Here is a 24,674-nt window from a genome sequence, read left to right on the forward strand (position 1 = left end):
GGTCGTCGACACGCGCCCGCAGCCGGGTCCCCCCAGCGACTTCGGCTGCGGGTGGTGAGGGAGGAGCGGTGCCTGCGTCCCTGCGCCGCAGCACCCGGCGTGGTTGGCTGTCGGGCGCCGCTCCTTTCCGAACAGGTGGACGTCGTACCGTCCCGATAGGCTCACGGCCGTGACCGAACCCGCCCAGCTCAGCCACGTCGACCGCGCCGGCGCGGCCCGCATGGTCGACGTCTCCGCCAAGCCGGTGAGTGGCCGGATGGCCGTCGCGGCTGGCCGCCTGCGCACCACGCCCGAGGTCATCGACCTGCTGCACCGCGACGGGTTGCCCAAGGGTGACGCGCTGGCGGTGGGTCGGTTGGCCGGGATTATGGGCGCCAAGCGCACAGCCGATCTGATTCCGCTCTGCCACCCGATCGCCCTGCACGGCGTCACCGTCGACCTGCTGTTGACCGCCGACACCGTCGAGATCACGGCCACCGCGCGCACGGCCGACCGGACGGGCGTCGAGATGGAGGCGCTCACCGCCGTCGCCGTCGCCGGTCTCGCCCTGATCGACATGGTCAAGGCGGTCGATCCCGCGGCCTCCGTGGAGGCGGTCCGGGTGCTGCGCAAGGAGGGCGGCAAGACCGGCGAGTGGGTTCGACCGGAGGACCGGTCGTGATCCGGGCCCGGGTCATCGTCGCGTCCAACCGTGCTTCGGCAGGTGTCTACGCCGACACCAGCGGGCCGCTGCTCGTGGCCGGCCTCCGTGAGCTGGGGTGCGAGGTCGACGAGCCGGTGGTGGTGCCCGACGGCGAACCGGTAGGCGTGGCCCTGCGGGCGGCGGTCGCCGACGGCGTCGACGTGGTGCTGACAAGCGGCGGCACCGGCGTCACCCCGTCGGACCGGACGCCCGACGTGACCCGGGGTCTGCTCGACTACGAGATCCCCGGCATCGCCGAGGCCATCCGCGCCCACAGCCGGGACCGGGTGCCCACCTCGGTGCTGTCCCGAGGGCTGGCCGGGGTGGCCGGCCGGATGCTCGTGGTCAACCTGCCGGGCTCGACAGGTGGCGCGCGCGACGGGCTGGCCGTGCTCGGTCCGATCCTCGGGCACACAGTCGACCAGCTTCGCGGCGGCGACCACTGACCGGTCCGTGCCAGGCGCCGACGGGTGTCGGCGCGTCCCGATAGGCTCGGCCGGTGAGTACGGAAACGGCACCAACCACGGACCGGGTCGCCGCTCCCCCGCCGGCCGGCTGGGAGGAGGCGCGATCCCGGGTGTACGCCGTCGGCCTGGCCGCCGCGCTCCCCGTGGTCGCCCGACCGCTGGCCGACACCGACGGGTCGACCCTGGCAGAGCCGTTGACCACCCGCACCGACCTGCCCGCCTTCCCCACCTCGAGCGTTGACGGCTGGGCGGTGCGCGGCGCCGGCCCGTGGCGCGTCGTCGGTCGGGTGCTGGCCGGCAACACCCCGGCGCCGCTCACCGAGGACGACACGACAGTCGAGATCGCCACCGGCGCCATGGTGCCCGAGGGCGCCACTGCGGTGCTGCGCGTGGAGGAGTCGACCGTCGCCGACGGCCTGGTGCGCGGCACTCCCCGGTCGACACCGGAGTGGCGGCAGCCGGGCGAGGAGGCGTACGCCGATGAGGAGCTGTTGCCGGTCGGCACGCCGATCGACCCGGCGGTGATCGGCCTGGCGGCTTCCTGCGGGCATGACGCGCTGCGGGTCCGGCGGGCGCCGCGCGCCGCGCTGCTGGTGTTCGGCGACGAGCTGCTCACGGCGGGTCCGCCCGCGGCCGGTCGGGTCCGGGACGCGCTGGGGCCGGCGGTGCCGGGGTGGCTGCGCCGGTACGGCTGCCAGGTGCGGGCGGCGGACGTGGTGGGCCCGGTGGCCGACACGCTGCCCGCACACGTGGCGGCGCTGCGCGCCGCTCTGGCCAGCGCCGATCTGGTCTGCACCACGGGCGGCACGATGAACGGGCCGGTCGACCACCTGCACCCGACGTTGCAGGCGCTCGGCGCCGACTACGTGGTCAACACGGTGGCCGTGCGGCCGGGCTTCCCGATGCTGCTGGCCCGCCTCGTCGGTGACGACGGACGGGTCCGGTTCGTGGCCGGGCTGCCGGGCAACCCGCAGTCCGCGATCGTCGCGTTGGTGTCGCTTGTCGCCCCGCTGCTCGCCGGCCTCCAGGGCCGCCCGATGCCGGTGCTGCCGCAGGTCACACTGGCCGAGGCGGTGCCCGGTCGCGGTGACCACACCCACCTGGCGTTGGTCCGTGTGGACCGGCTGACCGGCACCGCGTTCCCGGTGCGGCACGTCGGCTCGGCGATGCTGCGGGGGCTGGCCGGCGCGGACGGGTTCGCCGTCATCAGGCCGGGCACCAGTGCCGCCGCGGGCGACCGGGTGCCGATCGTGCCGTTGCCGCTGCTGCCCGGGGAGCGTGCGTCGTGACCGCGCCGGCCATCACCTTCGGCGAGGTCACCGACCAGCCGCTCGACCTCGCCGCGCACGAGGCGGCCGTCGCCGACCGCCGGGCCGGCGCGGTTGTCTCCTTCCAGGGCGTGGTCCGCGACCACGACCACGGCCGACCCGTGGTGAGCCTGGAGTACGAGGGCCATCCGAGCGCCGTGCAGGTGCTACGCGAGGTGGCCGCCGAAATCGCGGCCGACCCCGACGTCTACGCGGTGGCGGTGTCACACCGCGTCGGGCCGCTGGCCATCGGTGACGTGGCGCTTGTCGCCGCGGTGAGCACCGCGCACCGCGCGGCGGCCTTCGCCGCGTGCGCCCGACTCGTCGACGAGGCCAAGGCCCGGCTGCCGATCTGGAAGCGGCAGGTCTTCGCCGACGGCACCGAGGAATGGGTCAACTGCCCCTGATCGTTCAGCGGCGGCCGTTGACAGTCACGGCCCGGGCCAGCCGGTCGCCGTAGAACGCCGGCTCGGCGCCCGGTCGCCAGGGCAGCGCGGCGACCAGCACGATCAGCGCCAGCGCCAGCGAGTTCTCCATCAGCGCGCCGAACAGGCCGTCCTGATAGTGCGACATCTCGGGCAGCTGGTGCTCGTACGGCCAGATCGGCGAGATCAGGAAGAGCAGGTAGAGCCCGATCGCGGCGACGCCGTGCCGGAGCCCGGTCAGTGTGGGATACCAGATCGGCGGGCGGAGCCCGTTGAGCCCGGGGAACCCGCCGAACGCCGGGCCCTGACCGGAGCGCTGCGTCACCCCCCGGCTCGCCTCGCGGCGGCGTACGGCGGCGTCGGCCAGGACGATGATCGCGGGGATGACCCAGACCAGGTGGTGCGTCCAGGAGATCGGGCTGATCACGTTTGCGGTCAGGCCGACAAGCGTGAACGCGGTCAGCTCGTCACCGTCGGCGCGGGAACTGGCCGCCCGGGACAGGCCGAGCGCCAGGATCAGCACCGAGAAGGTGAACCACAGCAGCCCCGGGGTCTCGATCGAGTCGTACAGCCGGGCCAGCAGGCCGGCGAGTGACTGGTTCGGCGTCATGTCCGCCGCGCCGACCCGCTCGGTCTGCCAGAGCACGCTGCCGAAGTACGTCCGCGACTCGTCGCCGACGATCGCGAACGTACCCAGGGTCACGCCGATCGTGGTGCCGATGGCGGTGGCCGCGACCCGCCACTGGCGGGTGATCAGCAGGTACGCGATGAACAGCGCCGGGGTGAGCTTGACGGCTGTGGCGAGACCGATGCCGGCGCCCGCCCAGGCGCCGCCGTAGACGAAGCGCAGCAGGGGGCCGTCCGTCGCGGCGTAGTGGGTGCCCCGGCGGGAACGCCAGCGCAGCCCGATCAGATCGGCCATGATCAACGCGAAGAGCAGGATGTTGACCTGGCCGTAGCCGAGGGTCTCCCGGCCCGGTTCGATGGCGACCGCGAGCGGCACCGCCAGGGCCACGGTGAACCACAGTGGCCAGGCCAGCCGGTCCACGATGGGCCGGAGAAGCCCGGCCAGCACCAGGGCCAGCGCGGCGATGCTCGCGAGAGCGTTGACCATGCCGGCGGCCTCGATCGGCAGTTGTGCCATCGGCAGCATCACCAGCCCGGCGAACGGGGGGTAGGTGAAACCGAGCGTTGTGCCTGGCGCGATGAACTCGTAGAGCTCGTGACCGCTCGCCCACCACACCACCGCGCCGTGGTAGATCTTCATATCGAAGAAGTTGTACGGACGCCCGAAGGTGCCGATGGCGAGCCATGCGGCATAGGCGACGGCAGCCACGATGGCGCCACGTACGACTTTCCTGCGATCGATCCTGCGCGTCACGCGTTGGATTGGGGCGAGGCGGTCCGCCCGTCTACCGACAGCCGTCGGCATGGCGTGGCCACCCCCGTACCAAGGTCGTCCTACCCGTCCAGGTCCTGCACGGAGCCTAGAACGGCGCCTCACGTCAGTGCCTCCCGCGTTATGCGACCGTGTCCGATCCCACACATGTTTTTGACATTTCCACCGCGTTAACGCCTACCGGGTGGTTCAGGTAATTCGCGGCCTTAGCGGGGGGTGGCGGCGGCGAGGGGGAGGATCGACGCAGGTCAGCCCGGGATGCGCCGGGCGGTGGCGGCGGATCGGACGGCGATCCGCGCCTCTCGCCTGGCCGTCCGGACCGCACGCTCCACGGAACGTCGAGAGTGGCCGATGCGGTGGCCGGTACGCCAACGCAGACCCGGCCTGCCCTCGGTGTCGGCGGCGGCGAGCAGCAGTCCACCGAGAAGCCCCATGTTCTTCAGGAAGTGGATCTTGTTCGTGTCGCGGGTCGCCTGGTCGTCTTCCTTGTTCCAGAAGGGATGCCCGGCGACAGTCGTCGGCACGATCGTGCCGGCGAGGACCAGGGCGGCCGGCCGGGTGAGCTTTCCGGTGGCGAGCATCAGCCCGGCACCGAGCTGCACCGCCGAGTTGAGTCGGATCAGCTGCTCGGTCTCGGTGGGGAAGTTGGGGTGCACCCTCCGCAGCAGCGGCGCCGCCCGGTCGGTCACCGGCGCGGCCTTCTGGGCCAGCCGCTGCGGCGCGCGCAGGTTGCGGTATCCGCTGACCACGAAGATGCCGCTCAGCATGGCGCGAGCGAGGGAGCGTACAGGCGTCATGGATCAGTCATACCCCGTCGCGGCGTTTCCTACCCCGGCAACCGCCGGATCCGAATCGGCGAGCGTGCACGTCGCCACGCCGATTCCAGCGACAATCGCTGATGGACGAGCCGTGGCGGGTAACGTCGCGCGGGTGACCACGCTGCGGCTACGCCCCGAGGACCCGGCCGACTCCGGGCCGGTACGTCGGGTGCTGGCCGCCGCCTTCGCCCGCCCCGACGTGACGACGCCGCCCGAGGTGGTTCTCGTCGACGAGCTGCGCGGCACCGACGCCTGGCTCCCGGAGCTGGCCATGGTCGCCGAGTACGGCGGCGAGGTGGTCGGGTACGCGCTGCTGAGCCGGGTCCGGGTCCGACCGGACCGGGGAGGCGCCGCGCCGGCGTTGGCGCTCGGCCCGGTGGCGGTGGCCCCGCACCGGCAGCGCGTCGGGCACGGGACGGCAGTCGTACAGGCCGCCCTGGACGCCGCCACCGAGCTGGGTGAGCGTCTCGTGGTGGTCCTCGGCGATCCGGCCTTCTACCGCCGGTTCGGCTTCGGACCGGCCGGCGACCTGGGGTTGACCAGCCCGTGGGCCGGCCTCGGTGAGCCCTGGCAGGCGTTCGTGCTGCCGCCGTCCACCAGCGAGGAGGGGGCGCCGCCCCGCGGCGAGGTGCTCTTTCCGGCCCCCTGGTCCCGGGTCTGACCGGGCCGGTCAGGCCGGCTGGGTGCGCAGGTACCGGCCGAAGTGGGGCACGGTGAACGCCACGGTGCCGCGTTCGCCGGAGTAGATCAGCCCCTTCTTGATCAGGGCGTCCCGGGCCGGTGACAGGCTCGCCGGCTTGCGGCCGAGGGCCCGTGCGATCTCCGCGGTCGGCACCGCGGCGTCCATGTCGTCGCGGACCACGCCGCCGGACTCGCCCTCCACCAGGGACAACGTCGCCATCGCCCGCATGTATTCGCGTTCGGCGGGGGTGGCTCGTTCGAACCGGGAGCCGAAGAAGCCGACAGCCAGTTCGGCCTCCGCCTCCGGCGCGGCGACCCGTACGTCGGCGGCGGTGATCGGTGAGCGGGGCGCGTGATCCCAGGTCGCCTTCCCGTACGCCTGGACGAAGTACGGGTAGCCGCCGGACTTCTCGTAGAGCAGGTCGAGCGCCTTCTGCTCGTACTCGACGTCCTCCCGGTCGGCCGGCGCGCAGAGCGCCTGATCGGCGGCGATCCGGTCGAGCCGGTCGATGCGCTGGTAGCGGAACAGCCGTTCGGAGTACGACTTGGCGGCGCTGAGCACCGCCGGCAGGTGCGGCAGGCCGGCGCCGACGACGATGAGTGGCGCGCCGAGCTGGGACAGCTCGTGGCAGGCGGCGCAGAGTGCGGACACGTCCTCCGGACCGAGGTCCTGCATCTCGTCGATGAAGATGGCGATGCCGGTGCCCACGTCGCTGGCCACGGCGGCGGCGTCGCTGAGCAGCTCGACCAGGTCGATCTCGATGTCACCGGAGTCGGCCCGGCCGCTGGCGGCGGGCACGTCGATGCCGGGCTGCCACCGGTCGCGGAGTTTGCTGGACGCGCCGGCCCGGCCGGTCGGGGTGGACCGCTGGGCGAATGCCTTGAGGACGCCGAGGAAGGCGTCGATCCGGTCCGGTGCCCGGTGGCGGGGAGCCAGCTCCCGGACGGCCATGTGCAGTGCGGCGGCGACCGGGCGGCGCAGCGACTGGTCCGGTCGGGCCTCGATCTTGCCGCTGCCCCAGAGCCTGTTGATCGCCTGCGACCGGAGGGTGTTCAGCAGGACGGTCTTGCCGACGCCGCGCAGCCCGGTGAGCATCAGGCTGCGCTCGGGGCGGCCCCGGGCGATGCGCTCCAGCACGATGTCGAAGACGTCCAGCTCCCGCCCCCGCCCGGCGAGTTCGGGAGGGCGCTGACCGGCGCCAGGTGCGTACGGGTTGCGGACCGGATCCACGCATCGCACAGTATCGGGCCATCTAGCTGGGGGGCTAGACATGGATAGATGCGGCTACCGGCGTGTCGGGGATCGTCGACAACAAACTAGGGCTGTCTAGCGTCCACGCTAGACAGCACTAGTTTTGTCTACCGGTCACTGCTTCCACCCGGTCACCGCTTCTTCAGGCAGAGCACGTAGTCGAACAGGTCGATCGAGTTGTCGTGCACGTAGTTCGCTGTGGCCTGAGGCGCGAGCGTCTCGCAGCGGTCCCCGTCGGTGGTCGCCGGAATCCGCAGCAGAACCTGGTACGTGCCCGGAGCGCAGGACACCTTGCGCAGCTCGGCGTCGTCCTCGGTGCCGTCGTTCACCACGCAGTCACCCTTGGCGAACTCGTCCTGGTCCTCGTCCTCACTCGGGCTCGGCGCGGCGCTGGGCAGCGCGGGCGGGACGATCGGGGCGCTCGTCCTCATCGGCGGGGCGGACGACGTGTCGTCGCCCGCGTCGGCGGCCCTCCAGATCGCCCAGCCCGCCAGACCCAGACACGGGCACAGCAGGAGCACCACCACGAGGCCGATGATCAGGGCGATCTTCCCTCCCGACCTCTTCGCCGGTGGGCCGGGCGGCATCGCGTACCCGCCGGGGACCGGCGGACCCCACGCTCCGGGCACCGCTCCCGGCGTCGGGCCGGCCGGCGGAAACGGGCCGGGCGGCGGCGGGTAGCCCGCCCCCGACGTGGGCGGCGGGTAGCCAGGCCCCGATGCGGGCGGCGGGTAGCCCGGTCTCGACGTCGGCGGAGGGCCCCACAGGGGCGCGGTCGGCGGCTCCTCGCCGCCCGGCGGGGGACCCCACTGCTGCCGGGTCGGATCGTCGCCGGACGGTGGCGGACCCCACTGCGGCAGGGTCGGGTCCACCGGCGGCGGGCCGTCGGAGCCGGTCTGCGGGCGCTGGTACGGGTCGTCCGGCTGCCCGGAGCCCGGTGGGCCGTAGGTCGTCATGTCATCCCCAGGGTGGGTGGGCTCAGCGCTGCTTGAGGCAGAGGACGAAGTCGAGGGTGTCCAGTTCGCTGTCGAAGAAGTACCAGTTGGTGTAGCCCTCGACCTTGGCGCACTTGGCTTCGGCGTCACGCTCGCCGCTGGTCGCGCCGTCGATCCGGCTCAACACCTGGTACGACTTCGGTGCGCATTCGCTGATCAGCAGCTTGGGCTTGCCGCCAGCCGCGCCGTCGTTGCGGACACACTGGCCGACCTTGGCGAACCGCGGGTCGGCCGACGACTCCGGTGCCGCCGCGCTCGGTGCCGGCTCGGCGGCGTCCACACTCGGTGCGGTGTCCACTGCCGGAGCCGAGGCGGTCGGCGCGGCGACAGGTGCGGGGTTGTCCCGACCGCTGAAGAACCAGTAGGCGCCGCCGCCGGCCACGAGCAGCAGCAGGACGACGAGCACCGCGAGCAACGGCCCGCGGCCCGAGCGACCCGGTGGCGGTTCGGGATCCCCGCCGTACGGACGGTCGTCGGGCCGGTACTGCTGCCCGCCGTACGGCGTTACCGGCTCGGCCGGCCGGTAGGACTCGCCGCCGTAGGGGGGCGCCCCACCGTAGGAGCCGTCACCGTAGGGACCGGGGCGGCCGGGTTGCGCCGGCGGGTAGGGCTGGGGCACCGGCGGGTACGGCTGCTGCGCAGGCGGGTAGGGCTGCTGCGCAGGCGGGTAGGGCTGCTGCGCCGGGCGACCGGGCGTCTCGTCGGGCCGCTGCCCACGCCATGCCCCTGGCACGCCGCCACCCGGTGGTCCGTAGTTCGTCATGCCGCCCTCCTGCACGAGTGGTGAGAGGCCGGCCACCAAAGCGGGACGCGGGCTCCGACGTCACCGTAGCGTGGTCCACCGATGAGCTCATCTCCGACGAGTGCCGCAGGCCGCCCCGGCCCCGCACCGACTCTGATCTGGACCGCGTTGATCGTGGTCTACGTCCTCTGGGGCTCCACCTATCTGGCCATCCGGATCGCCGTGGAGACGCTTCCCGCGTTGACGTCGGCGGCGATGCGGTTCGCCGCCGCCGGTCTGGTGCTCGCCGTGGTGCTACGGCTGCGTCGCGGGCCGGGCGCGCTGCGGGTGGACCGCCGGCAGCTCGCCTCCGCCGCGTTCGTCGGGGTGCTCCTGCTCGCCGGCGGCAACGGCCTGGTGGTGCTCGCCGAGTCCGGACCGCCCGGGGTGGCGGTGCCCTCCGGCATCGCCGCGCTGCTGGTGGCGACCGTGCCGCTGCTCGTGGTGCTGCTGCGCTCCGGCACCGGGGACCGGCCACCGGCGTGGACGTTCGTCGGGGTCACCGTGGGCTTCGTCGGCCTGGTGCTGCTCGTGCTGCCGGCGGGAAGCACGAGCGTTGTGCCGCTGGTCGGGGCGTTGACAGTGGTCGCGGCGGCCGTCTCCTGGTCGGTCGGATCATTCCTGTCCGGACGTCTGCGGATGCCCGCCGACCCGTTCGTCGCAACGGTGTACGAGATGCTTGCCGGCGCGCTGGTACTCGCCGTCATCGCCGCCGGCCGGGGCGAACTGCGCGACTTCCACCCCGCGTCGGTCAGCACCAGGTCCTGGCTCGCGCTGGTGTACCTCATGGTGGCCGGCTCGCTCGTGGCCTTCACCGCGTACGTGTGGCTGCTGCACAACGCACCCATCTCGCTGGTCTCGACGTACGCCTACGTCAACCCGGCGGTCGCGGTGGCGCTCGGCGCGCTGCTGGTGGCCGAGCCGGTCACCGCGCAGACCCTGCTCGGCGGTGCGGTGATCGTGGCCGGGGTGGCGGTGGTGGTGAGCACCGAACGGCCGCGCCGGGTCAGCGCGGAAACGCGTTCGGGGGCCGCGCCGGTGGGGGACCGCCGGTAACGTCCGGCCCATGTCGGCGGCCGCGCTGCTCGGGGTGGTGGTGCTCGGCGGGCTGGTCGGTCTTGTCGTACCCCCGTTGGCCTGGCATTTCACGGGCCCGCCGGCCCGGCGCGGCAGGTGGTTCCGGCTCGGGCCGGTGGTGGCGGCCGTGGTCTTCGGAGGGCTCGCCGTTTCGCGGGGTGACGATCCGGCGTTGCCGGTGTTCCTGGCGGTGGCGGCGGTCGGGCTGGTGCTGGCCGGGGTCGACCTGGTCTGCCTGCGGCTGCCCGACCCGCTCGTCCTCGCCGCGGGAGTGCTGGCCCTCGCCGGCCTGACCGGCGCTGCGGTGCTGGCCGACGACCCGGCGCGGCTGCTCGGCGCGCTGGCCGGCGCGACCGTCGCCGGGGCGGCCCACGTGCTGCTGGCGCTGCTCCCCGGGTCGCGGCTGGGCTTCGGGGACGTCAAACTCGCAGCCGTCCTGGGCCTGCCGCTCGGTTGGCTGGGCCGCGACGCCCTCCTCGCCGGCCTGCTCCTGCCGCATCTGCTGCACGGCACCCTGGTGCTCACCCTGCTGGCCACCCGGAGAGCGAACCGGAAAACGCTGCTCCCCCTGGGCCCGGCCCTGCTAACCGGCACCTGGCTCGCGGTGCTCGTGACGTAACCCCCACCCTCCCCGTCGATCTTGCACTTTTTGTTGGTGCGAAAGGTGCGGATCACGGCATCACGGCAACCGAAAGCGCAAGATCGACGGGGCGGTCACGGGTCAGATCAGGCGGAGCTGGCGGTCTTTGGGGCGGCGGGGTTCGGTTTCGCCGAACCGTTCGAACAGGCCAGGGTCGATCGTGTTCAGGAACGGCGACGGACTGCACTCGCGCTCCACACCGTGCCGGGTACGGCGGGCGGCGTGACTGACGTACAGGCGGTCCTGGGCCCGGGTCAGACCGACGAAGAAGAGACGGCGCTCCTCGGCGACCGCGTCCTCGTCCGGCGTCGAGCCCGGCCAGCGCAGCGGCAGCAGCCCGTCCTCGGCCCCGACCAGGAAGACCACCTGGAACTCCAGGCCCTTCGCGGCGTGCAGGGTGAGCAGGGTGACCGCCTCCGCGCGCGGGTCGAGCGCGTCCACCTCCGCGCCGGTGGCCAACTGCGACAGGAAGGCCTCCAGGTCGTCGCCGCAGCGACGGGCCAACGGGGTCAGCAGGTCCACCGCCGAGCGGACGTCCTCGGGGCGGACAGCCCCGCCGGTGCCGTCCAGGGTGGGCACCGCGAACCGCTCGGCGACCACCTGGCCGGCCAGGCGCACCCGGGCGGCCAGCGAGCCGGCCAACCCGTCGGCGTGCCGCAGCTCGCGTGCGATGGCCGCCACGCCCGGCCGGTCCCGCAGCCGGTCGTGTGAGCGCTTCTGCACCGGGATGTTGGCCCGGGCCAGGGCGTCCACGATCGGCGCGGCCTGCGCGTCGGTGCGGTACAGCACCGCGATGTCGGAGAACGACAAGGAGGTGGCCCGGCCGTCGATCCGGCCCGAGTCCAGTGAACGGTGGGACAGCCCGCCGACCAGCTCGTCGACCGTACGCACCACGAAGTCGGCCTCCTCGGCGACCGACGCAGCCGGATACCGGCCGACCAACGGCGCCTCCGGGTCGAGGCGGGCCGGGTCCAGCCGTCGGCCCCGGACCAGCGAGGACGGGGCGATGGCCTGCACGGCGGCGGCCAGGATGGGGGCCGACGAGCGGTAGTTGCGGTTGAGCCGGACCAGTCGGGCGTCGGTGAAGTCCTCGGAGAAGCGCAGGAAGTAGCCGACGTCGGCACCCCGGAACGAGTAGATCGCCTGGTCCGGGTCACCGATGGCGCACAGGTTGCCGTCGGCGGGGCTGAGCAGCCGCAGCAGCTCGTACTGCACCGCGTCGACGTCCTGGTACTCGTCGACGAAGATCCACCGCCAGCGGTCCCGGTACCGCTGGACCAGCTTCCGGTCGGCCCGCAGCAGCTCCACGGGCAGGCTCACCAGCTCGTCGAGGTCGACGAGGTCCTGCTTGCGCAGCAGCGTCGTGTAGGTGGCGGGGTCGTCACCGGCCTCCGACCGGGCCGCCGCCCGCTCGGCGTCGTCGGCGATCCGGAAGCCGACAGGCAGGCCCACCGCGTCGGCGTTCTCCCGCAGGATGGTCAACCCCAGCGCGTGGAACGTGCCCACGGTGACGTCCTCGGCGACCGGGCCGAGCAGACTGTCGAGGCGGTGCCGCAGCTCCTCCGCCGCGCGGCGGGTGAACGTGATGGCCAGGCAGTGCTCGGGGAAGACGTTCAGCTCGGCACAGAGGTACGCGATCCGGTGGGTGAGCGTCCGCGTCTTGCCGGTGCCCGGACCGGCCACGATGAGCAGCGGCCCGCCGGGCGCGGACGCGGCCACCCGCTGCATCGCGTCCAGCCGGTCCAGCAGACCCGTGCCGACCTCCTCCATGCCGGAGAGCATCGGCTCGAAGGGTTCGTGTGGCGACGGTGGCGACGCGATCGGCGGGGCGGGCGGCGGCGCCGGGGCCTTGCGCTTCGGCTCCGCCCTGGGCGCAGCCTGGCGCTTGGCCGCGGCCCGGGGCGCCGGCTCCGCGGGGCGCCGCTGCGCGGGCACGGGTACGTCGAACAGCGTCTCCTGCGTACCCAGCTCGGACGGATCGAACAGGGTGATCACTCCGTACTCGCCGTCGTAGCCGGGCACCCGGCGGACGTCACCGCGCCGCAGCCGGCCGATGCCCTCCGCGAGCAGCTCGCCGCCGACCTGCGCGATGTCCGGCAACGGCGTCCCGGTCAGGATCTCCAGTTCGGGGCCGAGCGCGGCCAGCAACTCGTTGAACCGCCCCTCGACCTTCTTCGAGCGGGCGCCCACCTTGTTGATCTCGCCGAGGATCTCGGCCAGCGGCACCAGGTGGGTGACCTCGCGGGCATGCGCCGGGCGGTGTCCCTCCGGACGGTCGGCCAGCTCCTCGATCCGGCTGAGCACGCCCACGGTGAGCGGCTTGCCGCACTCGGGGCAGCGTCCGCCGGCGGCCCGCGTGCGTTCCGGGGACCAGTTGACCCCGCACAGCCGGTGCCCGTCCGCGTGGTACTTGCCCTCCTCCGGGAAGAACTCGATGGTGCCGGCCAGCCCGTCGCCGGTGCGCAACGCCTCCCGGACGGCGAAGTAGTCCCGTTGGGCGGTCAGCACTGTCGCCTCCCGGCCCAGCGCGGGCGGAGAGTGCGCGTCCGAGTTGGACACCAGCTGGTAGCCGTCCAGGCTGCCGACCCGCCAGTTCATCGCCGGGTCGGAGGAGAGGCCCGTCTCCACGGCGAAGATGTGCCCGGCCAGGTCGGCGTAGCAGTCCGCGATCGCGTCGAAGCCCGACTTCGAGCCCAGCGCGGAGAACCACGGCGTCCAGATGTGCGCCGGCACCAGATACCCGTCCGGGCTCGCCTCCAGGGTGATCTCCAGCAGATCCCGCGAGTCGAGGCCGAGGATCGGCCGGCCGTCGGAGCCGAGATTGCCGATCCGCCCCAGCGCGGTGTTGAACCGGGCCACCGCCTCCAGATCGGGCAGGTAGATCAGGTGGTGCACCTTGCGGGTCCGGTCGTCCCGCTTGTAGATGGTGGAGATCTCCACGCTCAGCATGAACCGGACCGCGTCCGCCTCGGTCGTACCGGCGAGCCGGGGCGGCAGCCGGCGGGCGACGTCCCGCTCCGCCTCCGGGTCGAGCCGGTACAGTCCCGGCTCCGCCGGGCGCAGCGTCTCCACCAGGTGGTCGTACCAGGCGGGGTGGGTGAAGTCCCCCGTGCCGAGCACTGCGATTCCCTTGCGCCGCGCCCACCAGGCGAGGTTCGGCAGGGTGAGGTCCCGGCTGCACGCGCGCGAGTACTTCGAGTGGATGTGCAGGTCCGCGACGAATGGCGGAAGGCCACCGGAGGGTACGGCGCTGAACGGGGGCACGCCGCATCCTGTCACGCCCGCCACGCGGGTCGCCCGCCGCCACGCGCGGACGTGACGTCCGCTATGCCGAGCGCAACTCGACCACACTGATCTGCGGCTCCGCGCCGACCCGCACCGGAGGGCCCCAGAAACCGGCGCCGTTGGTCACGTAGACCTTCGTGCCGTCGACCTCGCCGAGCCCGCTGACCACCGGCTGCTCCAACCGCACGGCCAGGTTGAACGGCACCATCTGCCCGCCGTGGGTGTGCCCGGACAGTTGCAGGTCGACGCCGAACTTCGCGGCGTCGACCGCGGCGATCGGTTGGTGCGCCAGCAGGACCACCGGCCGGCTCGGGTCGCGGTCGCCAAGAGCGGCGGCGAAGTCGGGCGGGGCGGCCAGCCCGGTGCCGGCGGCCGACACGTCGTTGACCCCGGCCAGGTCGAGCACGCCGCCCGGCGTCCGGATCTCCTGCCGCCGGTTCTGCAGGACCCGCAGGCCGAGCCGGTCGACCTCCTGGACCCACTCCTCGACGCCTGAGTAGTACTCGTGGTTGCCTGTGACGAAGAAGCTGCCGTACCGGGAGCGCAGGTCACGAAGCGGCGCGGCGGCCGAACCCAGCTCGGCCACCGAGCCGTCGACAAGGTCACCGACGACAGCCACCAGGTCGGCGTCGAGCCGGTTGATGGCGGCGACGATCCGCTCGGTGTGCGCGCGGCCGCGCAGCGGGCCGAGGTGGATGTCGGAGACGGTGGCGATGCGCAGGCCGTCCATGGATCGCGGGAGCTTGGCGAGCGGGATCTGCACCCGGTCCAGTCGCGGCGGGCCGAGAGCGGTGCGTACGCCGTACCCCGTGATGCCGGCGGCGGTGAGGCCGGCGAAGATGGCCGCCCCACGGGCGAGCAGCAGCCGACGGGCCGGGTCGTGGTCTGGCGTCGCGGTGGCGGCGGCGGCCGGCGGCTCGGTCGGCCCGGCGGCGCCGACGAGCACCGGCTCGGGCGCGGCGGTGGTGGGCTCGGCGGCAACCACCCGGCGACGCAGGACCAGCCGGGTGACGAGCATCGGCACTTCCAGCACGATGAGCACGACGAGCAGGTATAACATCAGCGCGAGCCACAGGTAGCCGGGCCAGGCGAGCCAGTAGAGGCCGGCCTGCGTGCTGGTCAGGGTGACCGGCACGAGGAACGCCAGCACCAGCGCCGCGATTCCGCCGGCCCGCCGCCACCGACCCGGCGTGGTGGTGTCCCGGACGAGCCGCTTCCACAGGTAGAGGTGGATGAGGCCGGTGACCAGCGCCAGGACAGCCACGAACCCCACTACCGCCAACATCTGTGCGCCTCCCTCAGCCGCCCGCGAACGGCGGCAGGACGTCGATCGTGGCCCCGCCCGGCAGGGGTGTCGCACGATCATGACAGGTGACGCCGTCCACGAGGAAACTCGCGACGCGCAGCACGGCGGCGAGACGGTCACCGTGCCGCCGGCCCAGGTCGACGGTGAGGTCGTCGAGGGACCGGCCGGCCGGTACGACCTCCTCGGAGCGCCCGACTGCGGCGCGCGCACCCGCGAAGTAGCGGACGGTCATCGATGCCTGGTCCACGCGTCAGCCTCCGATCGCGGACATCGGACGGGTCGGCTGGAGGAAGGTGGGGTCGTCGATGCCGTGCCCGGCGCGTTTGCCCCACATGGCGGTGCGCCAGCGTCGGGCCAGCTCCTCGTCGTCCGCGCCGCCGCGAAGCGCGGCACGCAGGTCGGACTCCTCGGTGGCGAAGAGACACGCGCGGACCTGGCCGTCAGCAGTCAGCCGGGTGCGGTCGCAGTCACCGCAGAAGGGGCGGGTGACGCTGGCGATCACGCCCACCCGGGCCGGGCCGCCGTCGACCAGCCAGGTCTCCGCCGGGGCCGCGCCGCGTTCGGTCGGGTCGGGACTGAGGTCGAATCGGGTACGCAACGACGCGAGGATCTCCTCGGCGGTGACCATGGTGTCGCGGTCCCAACCGTGCTGGGCGTCCAGCGGCATCTGCTCGATGATCCGCAGCTGGTAGCCGTGGTCGAGGGCGAAGCGGAGCAGCGCCGGCCCCTCGTCCTCGTTGACGCCGCGCATCAGCACCGAGTTGATCTTCACGGGGTCGAGGCCAGCGGCGGCGGCCCCGGCGAGCCCGGCGAGCACCGCGTCCAGCCGGGGACGACGGGTGAGCTGGGTGAACCGGGCCGGATCGAGCGTGTCGAGGGAGACGTTCACCCGGTCCAGACCGGCCGTACGCAGCGCCGGGGCCAGCCGGTCCAGGCCGATGCCGTTGGTGGTGAGGGAGATCCGGGGGCGGGGCTCGACGGCGGCCACCGAGGCCACGATGTCCACCAGGCCGGCGCGGATCAGCGGCTCGCCCCCGGTGAACCGCACCTCGGTCACGCCGAGCCGCTCGACGGCCAACCGGACCAGCCGGACGATCTCCGCGTCGGTGAGCAGCTCGGGGCCGGCCAGCCAGGGCAGCCCCTCGGCAGGCATGCAGTAGGTGCAGCGCAGATTGCACTTGTCGGTCAGGGACACGCGCAGGTCCCGGGCGACGCGGCCGTACCGGTCGACGAGGACGCCGTCGGACCGCGGGGCGACGCTCACCTGTCGACCGTAGCGCGCCCGGCCCGGCCAAGGGCGGCACGGGCGTTCTCGACGACCGCATCGCGCCAGCCGCCGCCGAACAGCGCGGTGTGCACGAGCAGCAGGTGGAGTTGGTGCAGCGGCACCCGTTCGCGCCAGCCGGCCGACAGCGGCCAGCTCTCCCGATAGGCGGCCAGCACCGTGTCCAGGTGGGGGAGGCCGCCGAAGAGCGCCAGCTGGGCGAGATCGGTCTCCCGGTGCCCGCCGTGCGCCGCCGGGTCGATGAGCCAGACCCGGTCGTCCGCGCCCCACAGCACGTTGCCCGGCCACAGGTCGCCGTGGATGCGTGCCGGTAGCTCGTCGCCGCCGAACTCGCCCAATCGGCCCATCACCTGCTCGACAAGCGCGGCGTCCTTGAGCGTCAGAGCGCCCCGGTCGACCGAGCGGCGCAGGTGGGGGGCGAGTCGCCGTTCGGCGAACCACGTCGACCAGGGGCCGTCGTCGGCGGTGTTGTCCTGCTCGAGCGCCCCGATGAAGCCGGGCCAGGGCGCGCCGAAGGTGGGGGCGCCGGCCCGGTGCAGGTCGGCCAGCTCGCGGCCGAACCGCTCCGCCGCCTCCCGCGTCGGCTCGCCGGGCTCCACCCAGTCGAGCGCCAGCAGGTCGGGCAGCGCCACGAGCACCTCGGGTACGGCGACCGCGCCCGCCTCCCGCAGCCAGCGCAAGCCGGCCGCCTCGGTCTCGAAGAAACCCTCAGGCACCTGACGGTCGGCCTGTTCGGGCCAGGACTTGGCGAAGACGGAGTGCCCGTCGTCGAGGGTGAGCCGGGCCGCCGCGCAGATGTCCCCACCGGCGACGGGTGTCTCCCGGATCCGTTGGTGGGTACGGAACGTCGGCAGGTGTGCCGGATGCGCGCGCAGGTACGCCAGGTCCATCAGCGCACGGTAACCGCTCCCCGTGACACATCTGTGTCGTGTGAGCACATCAGAACGCGTCCACCTGGACAAATACGCTCGGTAACTGTGGATAAGCCGCGTGTCGTCCACAGGGGCGGCGGGGACGGCTGGGCGGGTCGCACGCTCCCCACATGACCTCGACCGACCGTGCCCAGCTCGCCGTCCGCTCACCCGCCGACCTGATCGCCGCCGTGCCGTACCTGCTCGGCTTCCATCCCGCCGACAGCGTCGTCGCGGTGGCGCTGCGCGGCCGGCAGATCATCTTCGCCGCCCGCGCCGACCTGCCGGCCCCGTCCACCGATCCGGCCGAGCCGGCCCGGCACCTGGCCGGGGTGATCCTGCGCCAGGGCGCGGAGTCCGCCACCGTGGTCGGCTACGGGCCTCCCGAACGGGTGACACCGAGTGTGGACGCGGTGCGTCTCGCCCTCGCCGGTGTCGGGCTGGAGGTGCTCGACGCGCTGCGGGTCACCGGCGACCGCTGGTGGTCCTACCTCTGCGCCGAGGCCGACTGCTGCCCTCCCGAAGGCCGGCGCCACGACGCCTCGGCCAACCAGGTGACCGCCTCGGCGGTGTTCGCCGGCCAGGTCGCCCTGCCGGACCGGGCCGCCCTCGTGGCGCAGGTGGCACCGGTGTCCGGCGACGCCCGGGCCGCGGCCCGCGCCGCCACCGCCCGCGCCCGGCTGAGGCTGACCGAGCTGGCCGGGCAGGCGCCCGCGAGCGATTTGCTCGGCGGTCGGGCCGTGCGCTCCGCAGGGGTGGCGGCGGTCCGCGAGGCGCAGCGCGCGCAGGGGCGGGGCGTACGACTCGACGACGACGAGGTGGCCTGGTTGAGCGTGCTGCTGACCCATCTGCCGATCCGTGACCACGCGTGGGAGCGCACCGATGGTCGGGATCGGGACATCGCTCTCTGGACCGACGTGCTGCGTCGGGCCGACCCGGAGTTGACCGCGGCGCCGGGCTCGTTGCTGGCGTTCGCCGCGTGGCGAGCCGGGCAGGGTGCGCTGGCGGCGGTGGCGCTGGAACGCACGCTGAGTCTGACTCCTGACTACTCGCTCGCCCTGCTCCTGGATGACCTGCTGCGGCGCGGGGTGCCCCCGTCCGAGCTGGATGGTTGGCCGTCGGTCGGCATGCCCGGGGTGGTCCGGCCTCGCAAGAGGCGTCGACGTGGCCGGGGCTGACCCGCGTCGCGCAGCGCCGACACCCCGCACGCCCCGGTGTGGTCCGTCGAAGGATGTAGTGGACGTTCGTCCCACGGGGCGAGTCATCCGGCGTCACCTCGCCGCAGAATCAGCAGATGCCCTCACCACGTGAACGCCGCACATGAGTGTCGGACTGCTGCTGTCGCTCACCGGCCTGGCACTTGTCGACAGCACCAGCATCGGCACCCTCTTCATCCCGGTCTGGTTGCTGCTCGCGCCCGGGAGGATCAACGCCCGGCGGATCCTCGTCTACCTCGGCACGATCGTCGTCTTCTACTTCGGGGTCGGGCTGCTGCTCGTCGTGGGCGGCAGCCGGCTGGCCGACGTGCTCGGCGGGGCGCTGGACAACCGGCCGGTGCTCTGGGCGCAACTCGCTCTCGGGGTCGGGCTGTTCGCGTTGAGCTTCCGCTACGACGGCAAACGACGTCCGCGCGGCGGCGGCGTGCTGCGGTGGCGGGACCGGGCGACCTCCGGAGACTCCTCCACGCGCTGGCTGGTGGGGCTGGCGCTGCTCGCCGCGCTCGCGGAGGTGGCGACGATGCTGCCGTACCTCGGCGCGGTCGGCCTGCTGACCACCTCCGGGCTCGGCGCGGCGCAGATCGTCGGGTTGCTCGCCGGCTACTGCCTGGTCATGGTGGTGCCGGCGGTGCTGCTGCTGGGAGCGCGGCTGGCGTGGCCGAGGCTTGTCGAGCCGGTGCTGGGCCGGCTCAACGCCTGGATCGTGCGGCACTCCGGCGGCATGCTCGGCTGGATCCTCGGCATCGCCGGGTTCCTGCTGGCCCGCGACGCCGTGCTCCGGCTGGGGCTGATGGACGAGCTGGTGATCAGACTGTGACCCGCTCGGGTCGGGCGTAGACGTTCATCGTGTTGCCACGCAGGAAGCCGACAAGCGTCATGCCCGCCTCCTCGGCCAGCTCGGCGGCGAGCGTGCTCGGCGCGGACACGGCGGCCAGCAGCGGCAGGCCTGCCATCCACGCCTTCTGGGTCAGCTCGAAGCTGGCCCGGCCGGAGACCAGCAGCAGGTGCCCCGCCAGCGGCAGTAGGCGTTCCCGCACCGCCCAGCCGATCACCTTGTCCACCGCGTTGTGCCGGCCCACGTCCTCGCGGAGCACCACGAGGTCGCCGGAGGGCGTGAACAGACCCGCCGCGTGGAGCCCGCCGGTGCGGTCGAAGCCGCGTTGGGCGGCGCGCAGCCGGTCGGGCAGTTCGGCGAGGAGGGTGGCCGGCACGGTGAGCGGGTCCGCCGAGACCGGGAACAGCGACCGGGTACGGACCGCATCGATGCTGGCCTTGCCGCAGACGCCACAGGAACTGGTCGTGTAGAAGTTCCGGGACGGGTCGGTGGTCGGTTCCGGTACGCCGGGGGCGAGCACCACGTCCACCACGTTGTACGTGTTGGGCGTCTCCGCGCCGGCACAGAGCTGGGCGGTCAGCACGTCGTCGGTCGACCGGATGAGCCCCTCGGTCAGCAGGAACCCGATGGCCAGGTCCAGGTCGTCGCCGGGCGTACGCATGGTGACGGCGAGGGGGCGGCGTCGGCCGGGGCCGGCGGCACCGACCCGGATCTCCAGCGGCTCCTCCACCGCGAGGGTGTCCGGCCGTCGGACGGCTCCGCGTCCGTCGGCCGCCGCGTCGAGGTCGATCCGGAGTACGCCCCGTCGATCAGTCGCCCGTCCCATCCCGCCATCCTGCACCCCGCAGCGGTACGTCCGCACACGCACAGGCATCGGCCACCGACCGGGGGCGGCACCGCTACCGTGACCGGATGGGGTCGTACGCCGCAGTGGTGCTCGCGGGTGGGGCAGCCCGCCGGATGGGTGGGGTGGACAAGCCCGCGCTTCCGGTCGGCGGCCGGTCGATGCGTGACCGGGTGCTGGCTGCCGTCGCCGATGCCGCGCCGCGCGTGCTGGTCGGCCCGGCCGAGGCCGTCCCGCCCGGCGTGCGGGTCACCCGGGAGGCCCCTGCCGGTGGGGGGCCGGTCGCCGCGGCGGCGGCGGGCCTGGCGCTGCTCGATCCCGGCACAACGGTTGTCGCGTTGCTCGCCGCCGACCTGCCGCTGCTCACCCGGGCGGCGATCGGTGACCTGCTGACCCACCTCGACGAAGAGCGGCAGCTCGACGGGGTGTGCTTCGTCGACGCCGACGGTAGGCGGCAGTCGCTGTGCGGGGTGTGGCGGGTCGCCGCGCTGCGCGCGGGGCTGGACCGGCTGGCGGTGGAACGTCGCGGCGACCTGGTCGGGGCATCGGTACGGGCGCTGCTGGGCGGCCTCCTCGTCGGGGAGGTGCCCTGGGCCGGTGCCGGCCCGCCGCCCTGGTTCGACTGCGACACTGACGAGGACGTACGCCGGGCGGAGGAGTGGGTGCGATGACGGTCATGGACGACTGGGTCACGGCGGCCTGCGCCGAGTTGGACCTGGACGCGACCCAGGTGCCCGTGTCGGCGGTGCTGGACGTCGCCCGCGACGTCGCCCACCAGGTGTTGCGGCCGGGTGCGCCGGTCAGCGCGTACCTGCTCGGTCTGGCGGTGGGGCGGGGCGCCGACCCGGCGGAGGCCGCGGCCCGCCTCAGCGCCCTCGCGGCCGGCTGGCCGGTCGAGCTGGGCGCCGACCGCCCTTCGATGTCCGATCCCGGTCCGGCCTGATTCGACAGCCGCACGGCGTGGGTAGGGTGGCCGTGACGGACGGAGGCGATCATGACGGCTGACCACCCCTCGGCGCCGGACGGTGAGCTGCCTGGCGGAGCGGCGGATTCGATTCTGCTCGACGAACCCAGCAGCACCGACCTGCGGGCCAAGGTGACCGAGGCGTGGCAGGAGTTCGCCCGCGCCCTGGCCGTACGTCTGCCGGAGCTGCCCGCGGGCGCGCACCTCGAACTGACCCTGGATCCGACCGCCTCCGGTACGGGGGACGCCGTCTACTCGATAAGCGTGGACGTGGACGATGCCGGCGGCCTTTCCGCGCGGGCGGTCGGAAATGCCGCGCTGCCTGCGGGCTACCGGCTGGACCGCGCCGCGGTGGCCGACATGATCGCGCTCGGCTGGTCGCCGCCGGGTGTGGTGACCGGTTCGGGCAACGCCTTCGGGCTGGACGGTACGACGGCGGAGGCACCCCGGATCGCCGCGCTGCTCGCCCGGACGTTGCGGGACGTCTACGGCGCACCGCACCCGGCGTTCCTCGTCTATCTGGTGCACGACGCCGAGGGCGAGCCGCTGGCGGTGGAGGCGTTGGGCACCGCGCGCAGCGAGTTCGGCCCGGACGCCGACGTCGAGGCCGACCTGGAGGAGGCGCTGGCCGAGGCCGCCGCCGCCCAGGTGGAGCGGGACGACGTGCTCGACCTGGCCGAGCGGGTGCGTACGGTCGTGTCCACCATGCTCAAGTCGGACACCGACCGGTTGCAGATCGACTCGGACGGCGACATCACCATCCGCGCCGGCTCGGCGATGGTCTTCGTCCGGGTGCGCGACAACCCGCCGCTCGTGGACGTCTTCTCCCCGGTCCTGACCGAGGTGGAGCCGACCGAGCGGCTCTACGTCAAACTCTCCGAGCTGACCAACCGGATGCCGATCGGGCGGCTGTACTGCGCCGACGACACGGTCTGGGCGTCGATCCCGGTGTTCGGCCGCAACTTCCAGGCGACGCATCTGATGCTGGCCGTGCAGGTGATGACGGGCCTCGCCGACGAGTTGGACGACCGCCTGCACGGAGAGTTCGGCGGCAAGCGGTTCTTCGGCGAGGGCGACAAGCCGGTCCGCCGCGACGAGTCGGACCACCGCACCGGCATGTACCTCTAGGAGACGTCCAACAGCGTCTTGCCGACCGTCGCGCGCGCCTCGATGGCGGCGTGCGCGTCGGCGGCGCGCTCCAGCGGGAAGCGTTGCCCGATCAGCGGTCGTAGCCGGCCGGCCGCCGCGTCGGCGAGGGCCCGCCAGGTGTACGCCCGCAGGCGCTCAGGCGGCACGTCCGGCCGGGCCAGCGTGACCTGTCGTGCCGTGGCGGCCTCGGGTGAGATGGGGGACCAGGCGCCGCTGGCCAGCCCGAAGCTGACCATGCGGCCACCGGGTGCCAGCAGGTCGAACGCCGTCGCGGCGATGTCTCCCCCGACGCCGTCGAACACCACGTCGACACCGCCCATCTCGTTCCGGACGCGCTCGGCCCAGCCTGGCCGGCGGTAGTCGACGGCCAGGTCGGCACCGAACCCGGGCAGCAGGTCCACCTTGCGGGGCCCGCCTGCGACGCCGATCACCCGGGCACCGGCCCGGGCGGCCAACTGCACCAGGAGATTGCCCACGCCGCCTGCCGCGGCCTCGACCAGCACCCGGTCGCCGGGGCGTACGCCGACGGCGTCGACGAGCATGGTGGCGGTACGCCCGTCGGCCAGCAGCGCCACCGCCTTGTCGAGCGGCAGGCCGGTGGGCACCTCGATCGGCGCTGCCGCGTCCACGACCGCGCGTTCGGCGTACCCGCCGGAGCCGCCGGTGGAGCTGACCACCCGGTTCCCGACCAGCGCCGGGTCGACGTCCGGCCCGACGGAGGTGATCACGCCGCCGACGCCGTTGCCGGGGATCAGCGGGGGTGTGACCCGGAACGGGCCGGGCCGGCCGGAGCGCTGCTGGGTCTCGACGAATGTGATGTTCGCGTGGGCGACGTCGATCGACACCTGGCCGGGGCCGGGCGTCGGGTCGGGTGCGGTGCCGGGCACCAGCACCTCCGGCCCACCGAACTCACGTAACCAGATCGCCCGCATGAAGTCCCCCTCGCGTCGTGCCAGGCCGACACGAGTCCAACACCTCAACGCGGCTTGAGGTCAAGCCCCGGTGGACGGGCCGACGCCCGGGGACTCGACAAGCCGGGACAGGACGATGGTGCTGCGGGTGGACGTCACGAAGGACTCCGCGCGCAGCCGCTCCAGGGCCGCCTCCAGGTGGGCGATGTCGGCGGCGCGCAGGTGCACCAGCGCGTCCGCCTCGCCGGAGACGGTGTACGCGCCCACCACCTCCGGGTGTCGACGGGCGGCCACGCCGATCTGCGCCGGGGTGGTCCGACCGGCGCAGAACAGCTCGACGAACGCCTCGGTCGTCCAGCCGACGGCGGCCGGGTCGACCACCGCCGTGAATCCCCTGATCACGCCCGTGGCCCGCAGCCGGTCGACGCGGCGCTTGACCGCTGGGGCGGAGAGTGACACCCGCGTGCCGATGTCGGCGTACGACGCACGGGCGTCGGCGACGAGCAACGCAATGATCCGCTGGTCTACCGCGTCTATCTGCAACGTTCCGCCTCTGGGAAGCAACGGTTGTGGCTGTTACCAAAGTTCCACGGTACCTACTCTTGGTGACCGTGAACCAGCAGCGAGTCTCGCGAAAGCGGACATATCTCATGTGCTCGCCCGAGTACTTCGCGGTCGAGTACGCGATCAATCCGTGGATGGACGTGACCACCCCGGTGGACCGGGATCTGGCCGTCAAGCAGTGGGACCGGCTGCGCGAGACGCTTGTCGGCCTCGGCCACGACGTGCACCTGCTCACCCCCGAGCAGGGCCTGCCGGACATGGTCTACGCCGCCAACGGCGCGTTCATGGTGGACGGCAGCGTCTACGGCGCCCGCTTCAAGCACGAGCAGCGGGCCGCCGAGGCCGCCGCTCACCACGCCTTCTACGAGGCGCAGGGCCTGCGGTTCATCGCCCCGAGCGAGACCAACGAGGGCGAGGGCGACTTCGCGTACGTGCCGGAGGCGCACGGCGGCCTGATCCTGGCCGGTCACGGCTTCCGCACGGAGGTCCCGGCGCACGCCGAGGCGCAGGAGGCGCTGGGTCGGCCGGTGGTGTCGCTGCGCCTGATCGACCCGCGGTTCTACCACCTGGACGTGGCGCTCGCCGCCATCGACGACGCGAACGTCGTCTATTTCCCCGGAGCGTTCTCGGCGGCCAGCCAGCGGGTGCTGACCCAGCTCTTCCCGGACGCCGTGCTCGCGGACGACGAGGACGCCATGGCCTTCGGGCTCAACCTGGTGAGCGACGGCGCGAACGTCGTGCTCAACAGCGAGGCCACCCGGCTGGCCGGCAAGCTCAAGGCCGCCGGCTACCACCCCGTCCCTGTCGAGTTGGGCGAGCTGAAGAAGGGCGGCGGCAGCGTGAAGTGCTGCATCGCCGAACTGCGGCACTGACCCGAAC

Annotated in this window: 24 protein-coding genes and 2 pseudogenes; 13 read left to right on the plus strand and 13 right to left on the minus strand. The window is 73.2% G+C overall.

Annotated elements, in window-relative coordinates:
* Positions 1-169: 169 nt before the first annotated feature.
* Genes moaC through AB0N27_RS17985 form a run of 4 tightly spaced genes read left to right on the plus strand, consistent with a single transcriptional unit; the run spans position 170 to position 2,863 of the window.
* Positions 170-661 carry a cyclic pyranopterin monophosphate synthase MoaC gene (gene moaC / locus AB0N27_RS17970; RefSeq protein WP_364370268.1) on the plus strand — a complete coding sequence of 164 codons (492 nt, stop codon included), beginning with the start codon at positions 170-172 and terminating at the stop codon, positions 659-661.
* Positions 658-1,128 (plus strand): MogA/MoaB family molybdenum cofactor biosynthesis protein, encoded by a 471-nt coding sequence (locus tag AB0N27_RS17975; protein ID WP_364370271.1) that lies wholly within the window; start codon positions 658-660, stop codon positions 1,126-1,128. Before moaC ends, AB0N27_RS17975 begins: the two co-directional genes overlap by 4 nt.
* Positions 1,129-1,181: 53 nt before the next feature.
* Entirely contained in the window at positions 1,182-2,438 is a 1,257-nt protein-coding gene (locus AB0N27_RS17980) for a molybdopterin molybdotransferase MoeA (RefSeq protein ID WP_364370274.1), read from the plus strand.
* The gene (locus tag AB0N27_RS17985; RefSeq protein ID WP_139586432.1) at positions 2,435-2,863 is read left to right on the plus strand and encodes a molybdenum cofactor biosynthesis protein MoaE; all 429 of its coding nucleotides are present in this window, start codon (positions 2,435-2,437) and stop codon (positions 2,861-2,863) included. Before AB0N27_RS17980 ends, AB0N27_RS17985 begins: the two co-directional genes overlap by 4 nt.
* 4 nt (positions 2,864-2,867) lie before the next feature.
* On the opposite strand, the gene AB0N27_RS17990 is transcribed toward AB0N27_RS17985, so the two are convergent.
* Both AB0N27_RS17990 and AB0N27_RS17995 read right to left on the minus strand, forming a co-directional pair.
* The gene (locus AB0N27_RS17990; RefSeq protein WP_364370278.1) at positions 2,868-4,313 is read right to left on the minus strand and encodes a glycosyltransferase 87 family protein; all 1,446 of its coding nucleotides are present in this window, start codon (positions 4,311-4,313) and stop codon (positions 2,868-2,870) included.
* A 215-nt stretch (positions 4,314-4,528) separates the two neighbouring features.
* Complete coding sequence (locus AB0N27_RS17995; RefSeq protein ID WP_364370281.1) at positions 4,529-5,077, minus strand: DoxX family protein; 549 nt, start codon at positions 5,075-5,077, stop codon at positions 4,529-4,531.
* Between the two features lie 133 nt (positions 5,078-5,210).
* Here AB0N27_RS17995 and AB0N27_RS18000 point away from each other — a divergent pair, with 133 nt between their 5' ends.
* Positions 5,211-5,759 (plus strand): N-acetyltransferase, encoded by a 549-nt coding sequence (locus AB0N27_RS18000; protein WP_364370284.1) that lies wholly within the window; start codon positions 5,211-5,213, stop codon positions 5,757-5,759.
* Between the two features lie 9 nt (positions 5,760-5,768).
* Here AB0N27_RS18000 and AB0N27_RS18005 read toward each other — a convergent pair whose 3' ends face one another.
* The 3 genes and pseudogenes from AB0N27_RS18005 to AB0N27_RS18015 form a co-directional block, all read right to left on the minus strand.
* Positions 5,769-7,010: an ATP-binding protein gene (locus tag AB0N27_RS18005; RefSeq protein WP_364370287.1), complete on the minus strand. Its 1,242-nt coding sequence runs from the start codon at positions 7,008-7,010 to the stop codon at positions 5,769-5,771.
* Positions 7,011-7,162: 152 nt separating this feature from the next.
* Entirely contained in the window at positions 7,163-7,573 is a 411-nt protein-coding gene (locus AB0N27_RS18010; protein ID WP_364370817.1) for a hypothetical protein, read from the minus strand.
* Between the two features lie 436 nt (positions 7,574-8,009).
* Positions 8,010-8,450, minus strand: a pseudogene (locus tag AB0N27_RS18015) (flagellar basal body protein FliL); the annotation flags it as partial.
* A gap of 420 nt (positions 8,451-8,870) precedes the next feature.
* On the opposite strand from AB0N27_RS18015, the gene AB0N27_RS18020 reads away from it, so the two are divergent.
* Positions 8,871-9,863, plus strand: a complete 993-nt coding sequence (locus AB0N27_RS18020) for an EamA family transporter (protein WP_364370290.1) — start codon at positions 8,871-8,873, stop codon at positions 9,861-9,863.
* Positions 9,864-9,873: 10 nt separating this feature from the next.
* The gene (locus AB0N27_RS18025; protein WP_364370293.1) at positions 9,874-10,503 is read left to right on the plus strand and encodes a prepilin peptidase; all 630 of its coding nucleotides are present in this window, start codon (positions 9,874-9,876) and stop codon (positions 10,501-10,503) included.
* Between the two features lie 102 nt (positions 10,504-10,605).
* Here AB0N27_RS18025 and AB0N27_RS18030 read toward each other — a convergent pair whose 3' ends face one another.
* The 5 genes from AB0N27_RS18030 to AB0N27_RS18050 form a co-directional block, all read right to left on the minus strand.
* The gene (locus tag AB0N27_RS18030) at positions 10,606-13,788 is read right to left on the minus strand and encodes a UvrD-helicase domain-containing protein (RefSeq protein WP_364370296.1); all 3,183 of its coding nucleotides are present in this window, start codon (positions 13,786-13,788) and stop codon (positions 10,606-10,608) included.
* Positions 13,789-13,849: 61 nt separating this feature from the next.
* The gene (locus AB0N27_RS18035) at positions 13,850-15,094 is read right to left on the minus strand and encodes a metallophosphoesterase (RefSeq protein WP_364370299.1); all 1,245 of its coding nucleotides are present in this window, start codon (positions 15,092-15,094) and stop codon (positions 13,850-13,852) included.
* A 13-nt stretch (positions 15,095-15,107) separates the two neighbouring features.
* Positions 15,108-15,347, minus strand: coding sequence for a MoaD/ThiS family protein (locus AB0N27_RS18040; RefSeq protein ID WP_364370820.1), 240 nt, complete (start codon positions 15,345-15,347; stop codon positions 15,108-15,110).
* A gap of 18 nt (positions 15,348-15,365) precedes the next feature.
* Positions 15,366-16,379 (minus strand): GTP 3',8-cyclase MoaA, encoded by a 1,014-nt coding sequence (gene moaA / locus AB0N27_RS18045; protein ID WP_364370302.1) that lies wholly within the window; start codon positions 16,377-16,379, stop codon positions 15,366-15,368.
* Positions 16,376-17,290 (minus strand): fructosamine kinase family protein, encoded by a 915-nt coding sequence (locus tag AB0N27_RS18050; protein ID WP_364370305.1) that lies wholly within the window; start codon positions 17,288-17,290, stop codon positions 16,376-16,378. The genes moaA and AB0N27_RS18050 overlap by 4 nt, the downstream gene beginning before the upstream one ends.
* Before the next feature lie 152 nt (positions 17,291-17,442).
* Here AB0N27_RS18050 and AB0N27_RS18055 point away from each other — a divergent pair, with 152 nt between their 5' ends.
* The gene (locus AB0N27_RS18055; protein ID WP_364370308.1) at positions 17,443-18,489 is read left to right on the plus strand and encodes a DUF4192 domain-containing protein; all 1,047 of its coding nucleotides are present in this window, start codon (positions 17,443-17,445) and stop codon (positions 18,487-18,489) included.
* A gap of 142 nt (positions 18,490-18,631) precedes the next feature.
* Positions 18,632-19,345 carry a GAP family protein gene (locus tag AB0N27_RS18060; protein ID WP_364370311.1) on the plus strand — a complete coding sequence of 238 codons (714 nt, stop codon included), beginning with the start codon at positions 18,632-18,634 and terminating at the stop codon, positions 19,343-19,345.
* Here the strand turns inward: AB0N27_RS18060 and fdhD are convergent.
* Positions 19,335-20,189 carry a formate dehydrogenase accessory sulfurtransferase FdhD gene (fdhD, locus tag AB0N27_RS18065; protein WP_364370314.1) on the minus strand — a complete coding sequence of 285 codons (855 nt, stop codon included), beginning with the start codon at positions 20,187-20,189 and terminating at the stop codon, positions 19,335-19,337. The genes AB0N27_RS18060 and fdhD overlap by 11 nt on opposite strands.
* 71 nt (positions 20,190-20,260) lie before the next feature.
* On the opposite strand from fdhD, the pseudogene AB0N27_RS18070 reads away from it, so the two are divergent.
* From AB0N27_RS18070 to AB0N27_RS18080, 3 genes and pseudogenes are all read left to right on the plus strand, one after another.
* Positions 20,261-20,878 (plus strand): annotated as a pseudogene (locus AB0N27_RS18070) (NTP transferase domain-containing protein); the annotation flags it as partial.
* Complete coding sequence (locus AB0N27_RS18075) at positions 20,875-21,150, plus strand: DUF6457 domain-containing protein (RefSeq protein WP_364370317.1); 276 nt, start codon at positions 20,875-20,877, stop codon at positions 21,148-21,150. The pseudogene AB0N27_RS18070 and the gene AB0N27_RS18075, both read left to right, overlap by 4 nt.
* Before the next feature lie 51 nt (positions 21,151-21,201).
* Positions 21,202-22,299: a hypothetical protein gene (locus AB0N27_RS18080; RefSeq protein WP_364370320.1), complete on the plus strand. Its 1,098-nt coding sequence runs from the start codon at positions 21,202-21,204 to the stop codon at positions 22,297-22,299.
* On the opposite strand, the gene AB0N27_RS18085 is transcribed toward AB0N27_RS18080, so the two are convergent.
* Entirely contained in the window at positions 22,296-23,252 is a 957-nt protein-coding gene (locus tag AB0N27_RS18085) for a zinc-binding dehydrogenase (protein ID WP_364370323.1), read from the minus strand. The genes AB0N27_RS18080 and AB0N27_RS18085 overlap by 4 nt on opposite strands.
* A gap of 60 nt (positions 23,253-23,312) precedes the next feature.
* The gene (locus tag AB0N27_RS18090) at positions 23,313-23,774 is read right to left on the minus strand and encodes an Lrp/AsnC family transcriptional regulator (protein ID WP_354814963.1); all 462 of its coding nucleotides are present in this window, start codon (positions 23,772-23,774) and stop codon (positions 23,313-23,315) included.
* A 59-nt stretch (positions 23,775-23,833) separates the two neighbouring features.
* On the opposite strand from AB0N27_RS18090, the gene ddaH reads away from it, so the two are divergent.
* A complete protein-coding gene (ddaH, locus tag AB0N27_RS18095) occupies positions 23,834-24,667 on the plus strand; it encodes a dimethylargininase (RefSeq protein WP_364370327.1) in 834 nt (277 codons plus the stop codon).
* Positions 24,668-24,674 lie beyond the last annotated feature (7 nt).

This window comes from Micromonospora sp. NPDC093244 (assembly GCF_040683695.1).
Taxonomy (GTDB): Bacteria; Actinomycetota; Actinomycetes; order Mycobacteriales; family Micromonosporaceae; genus Micromonospora.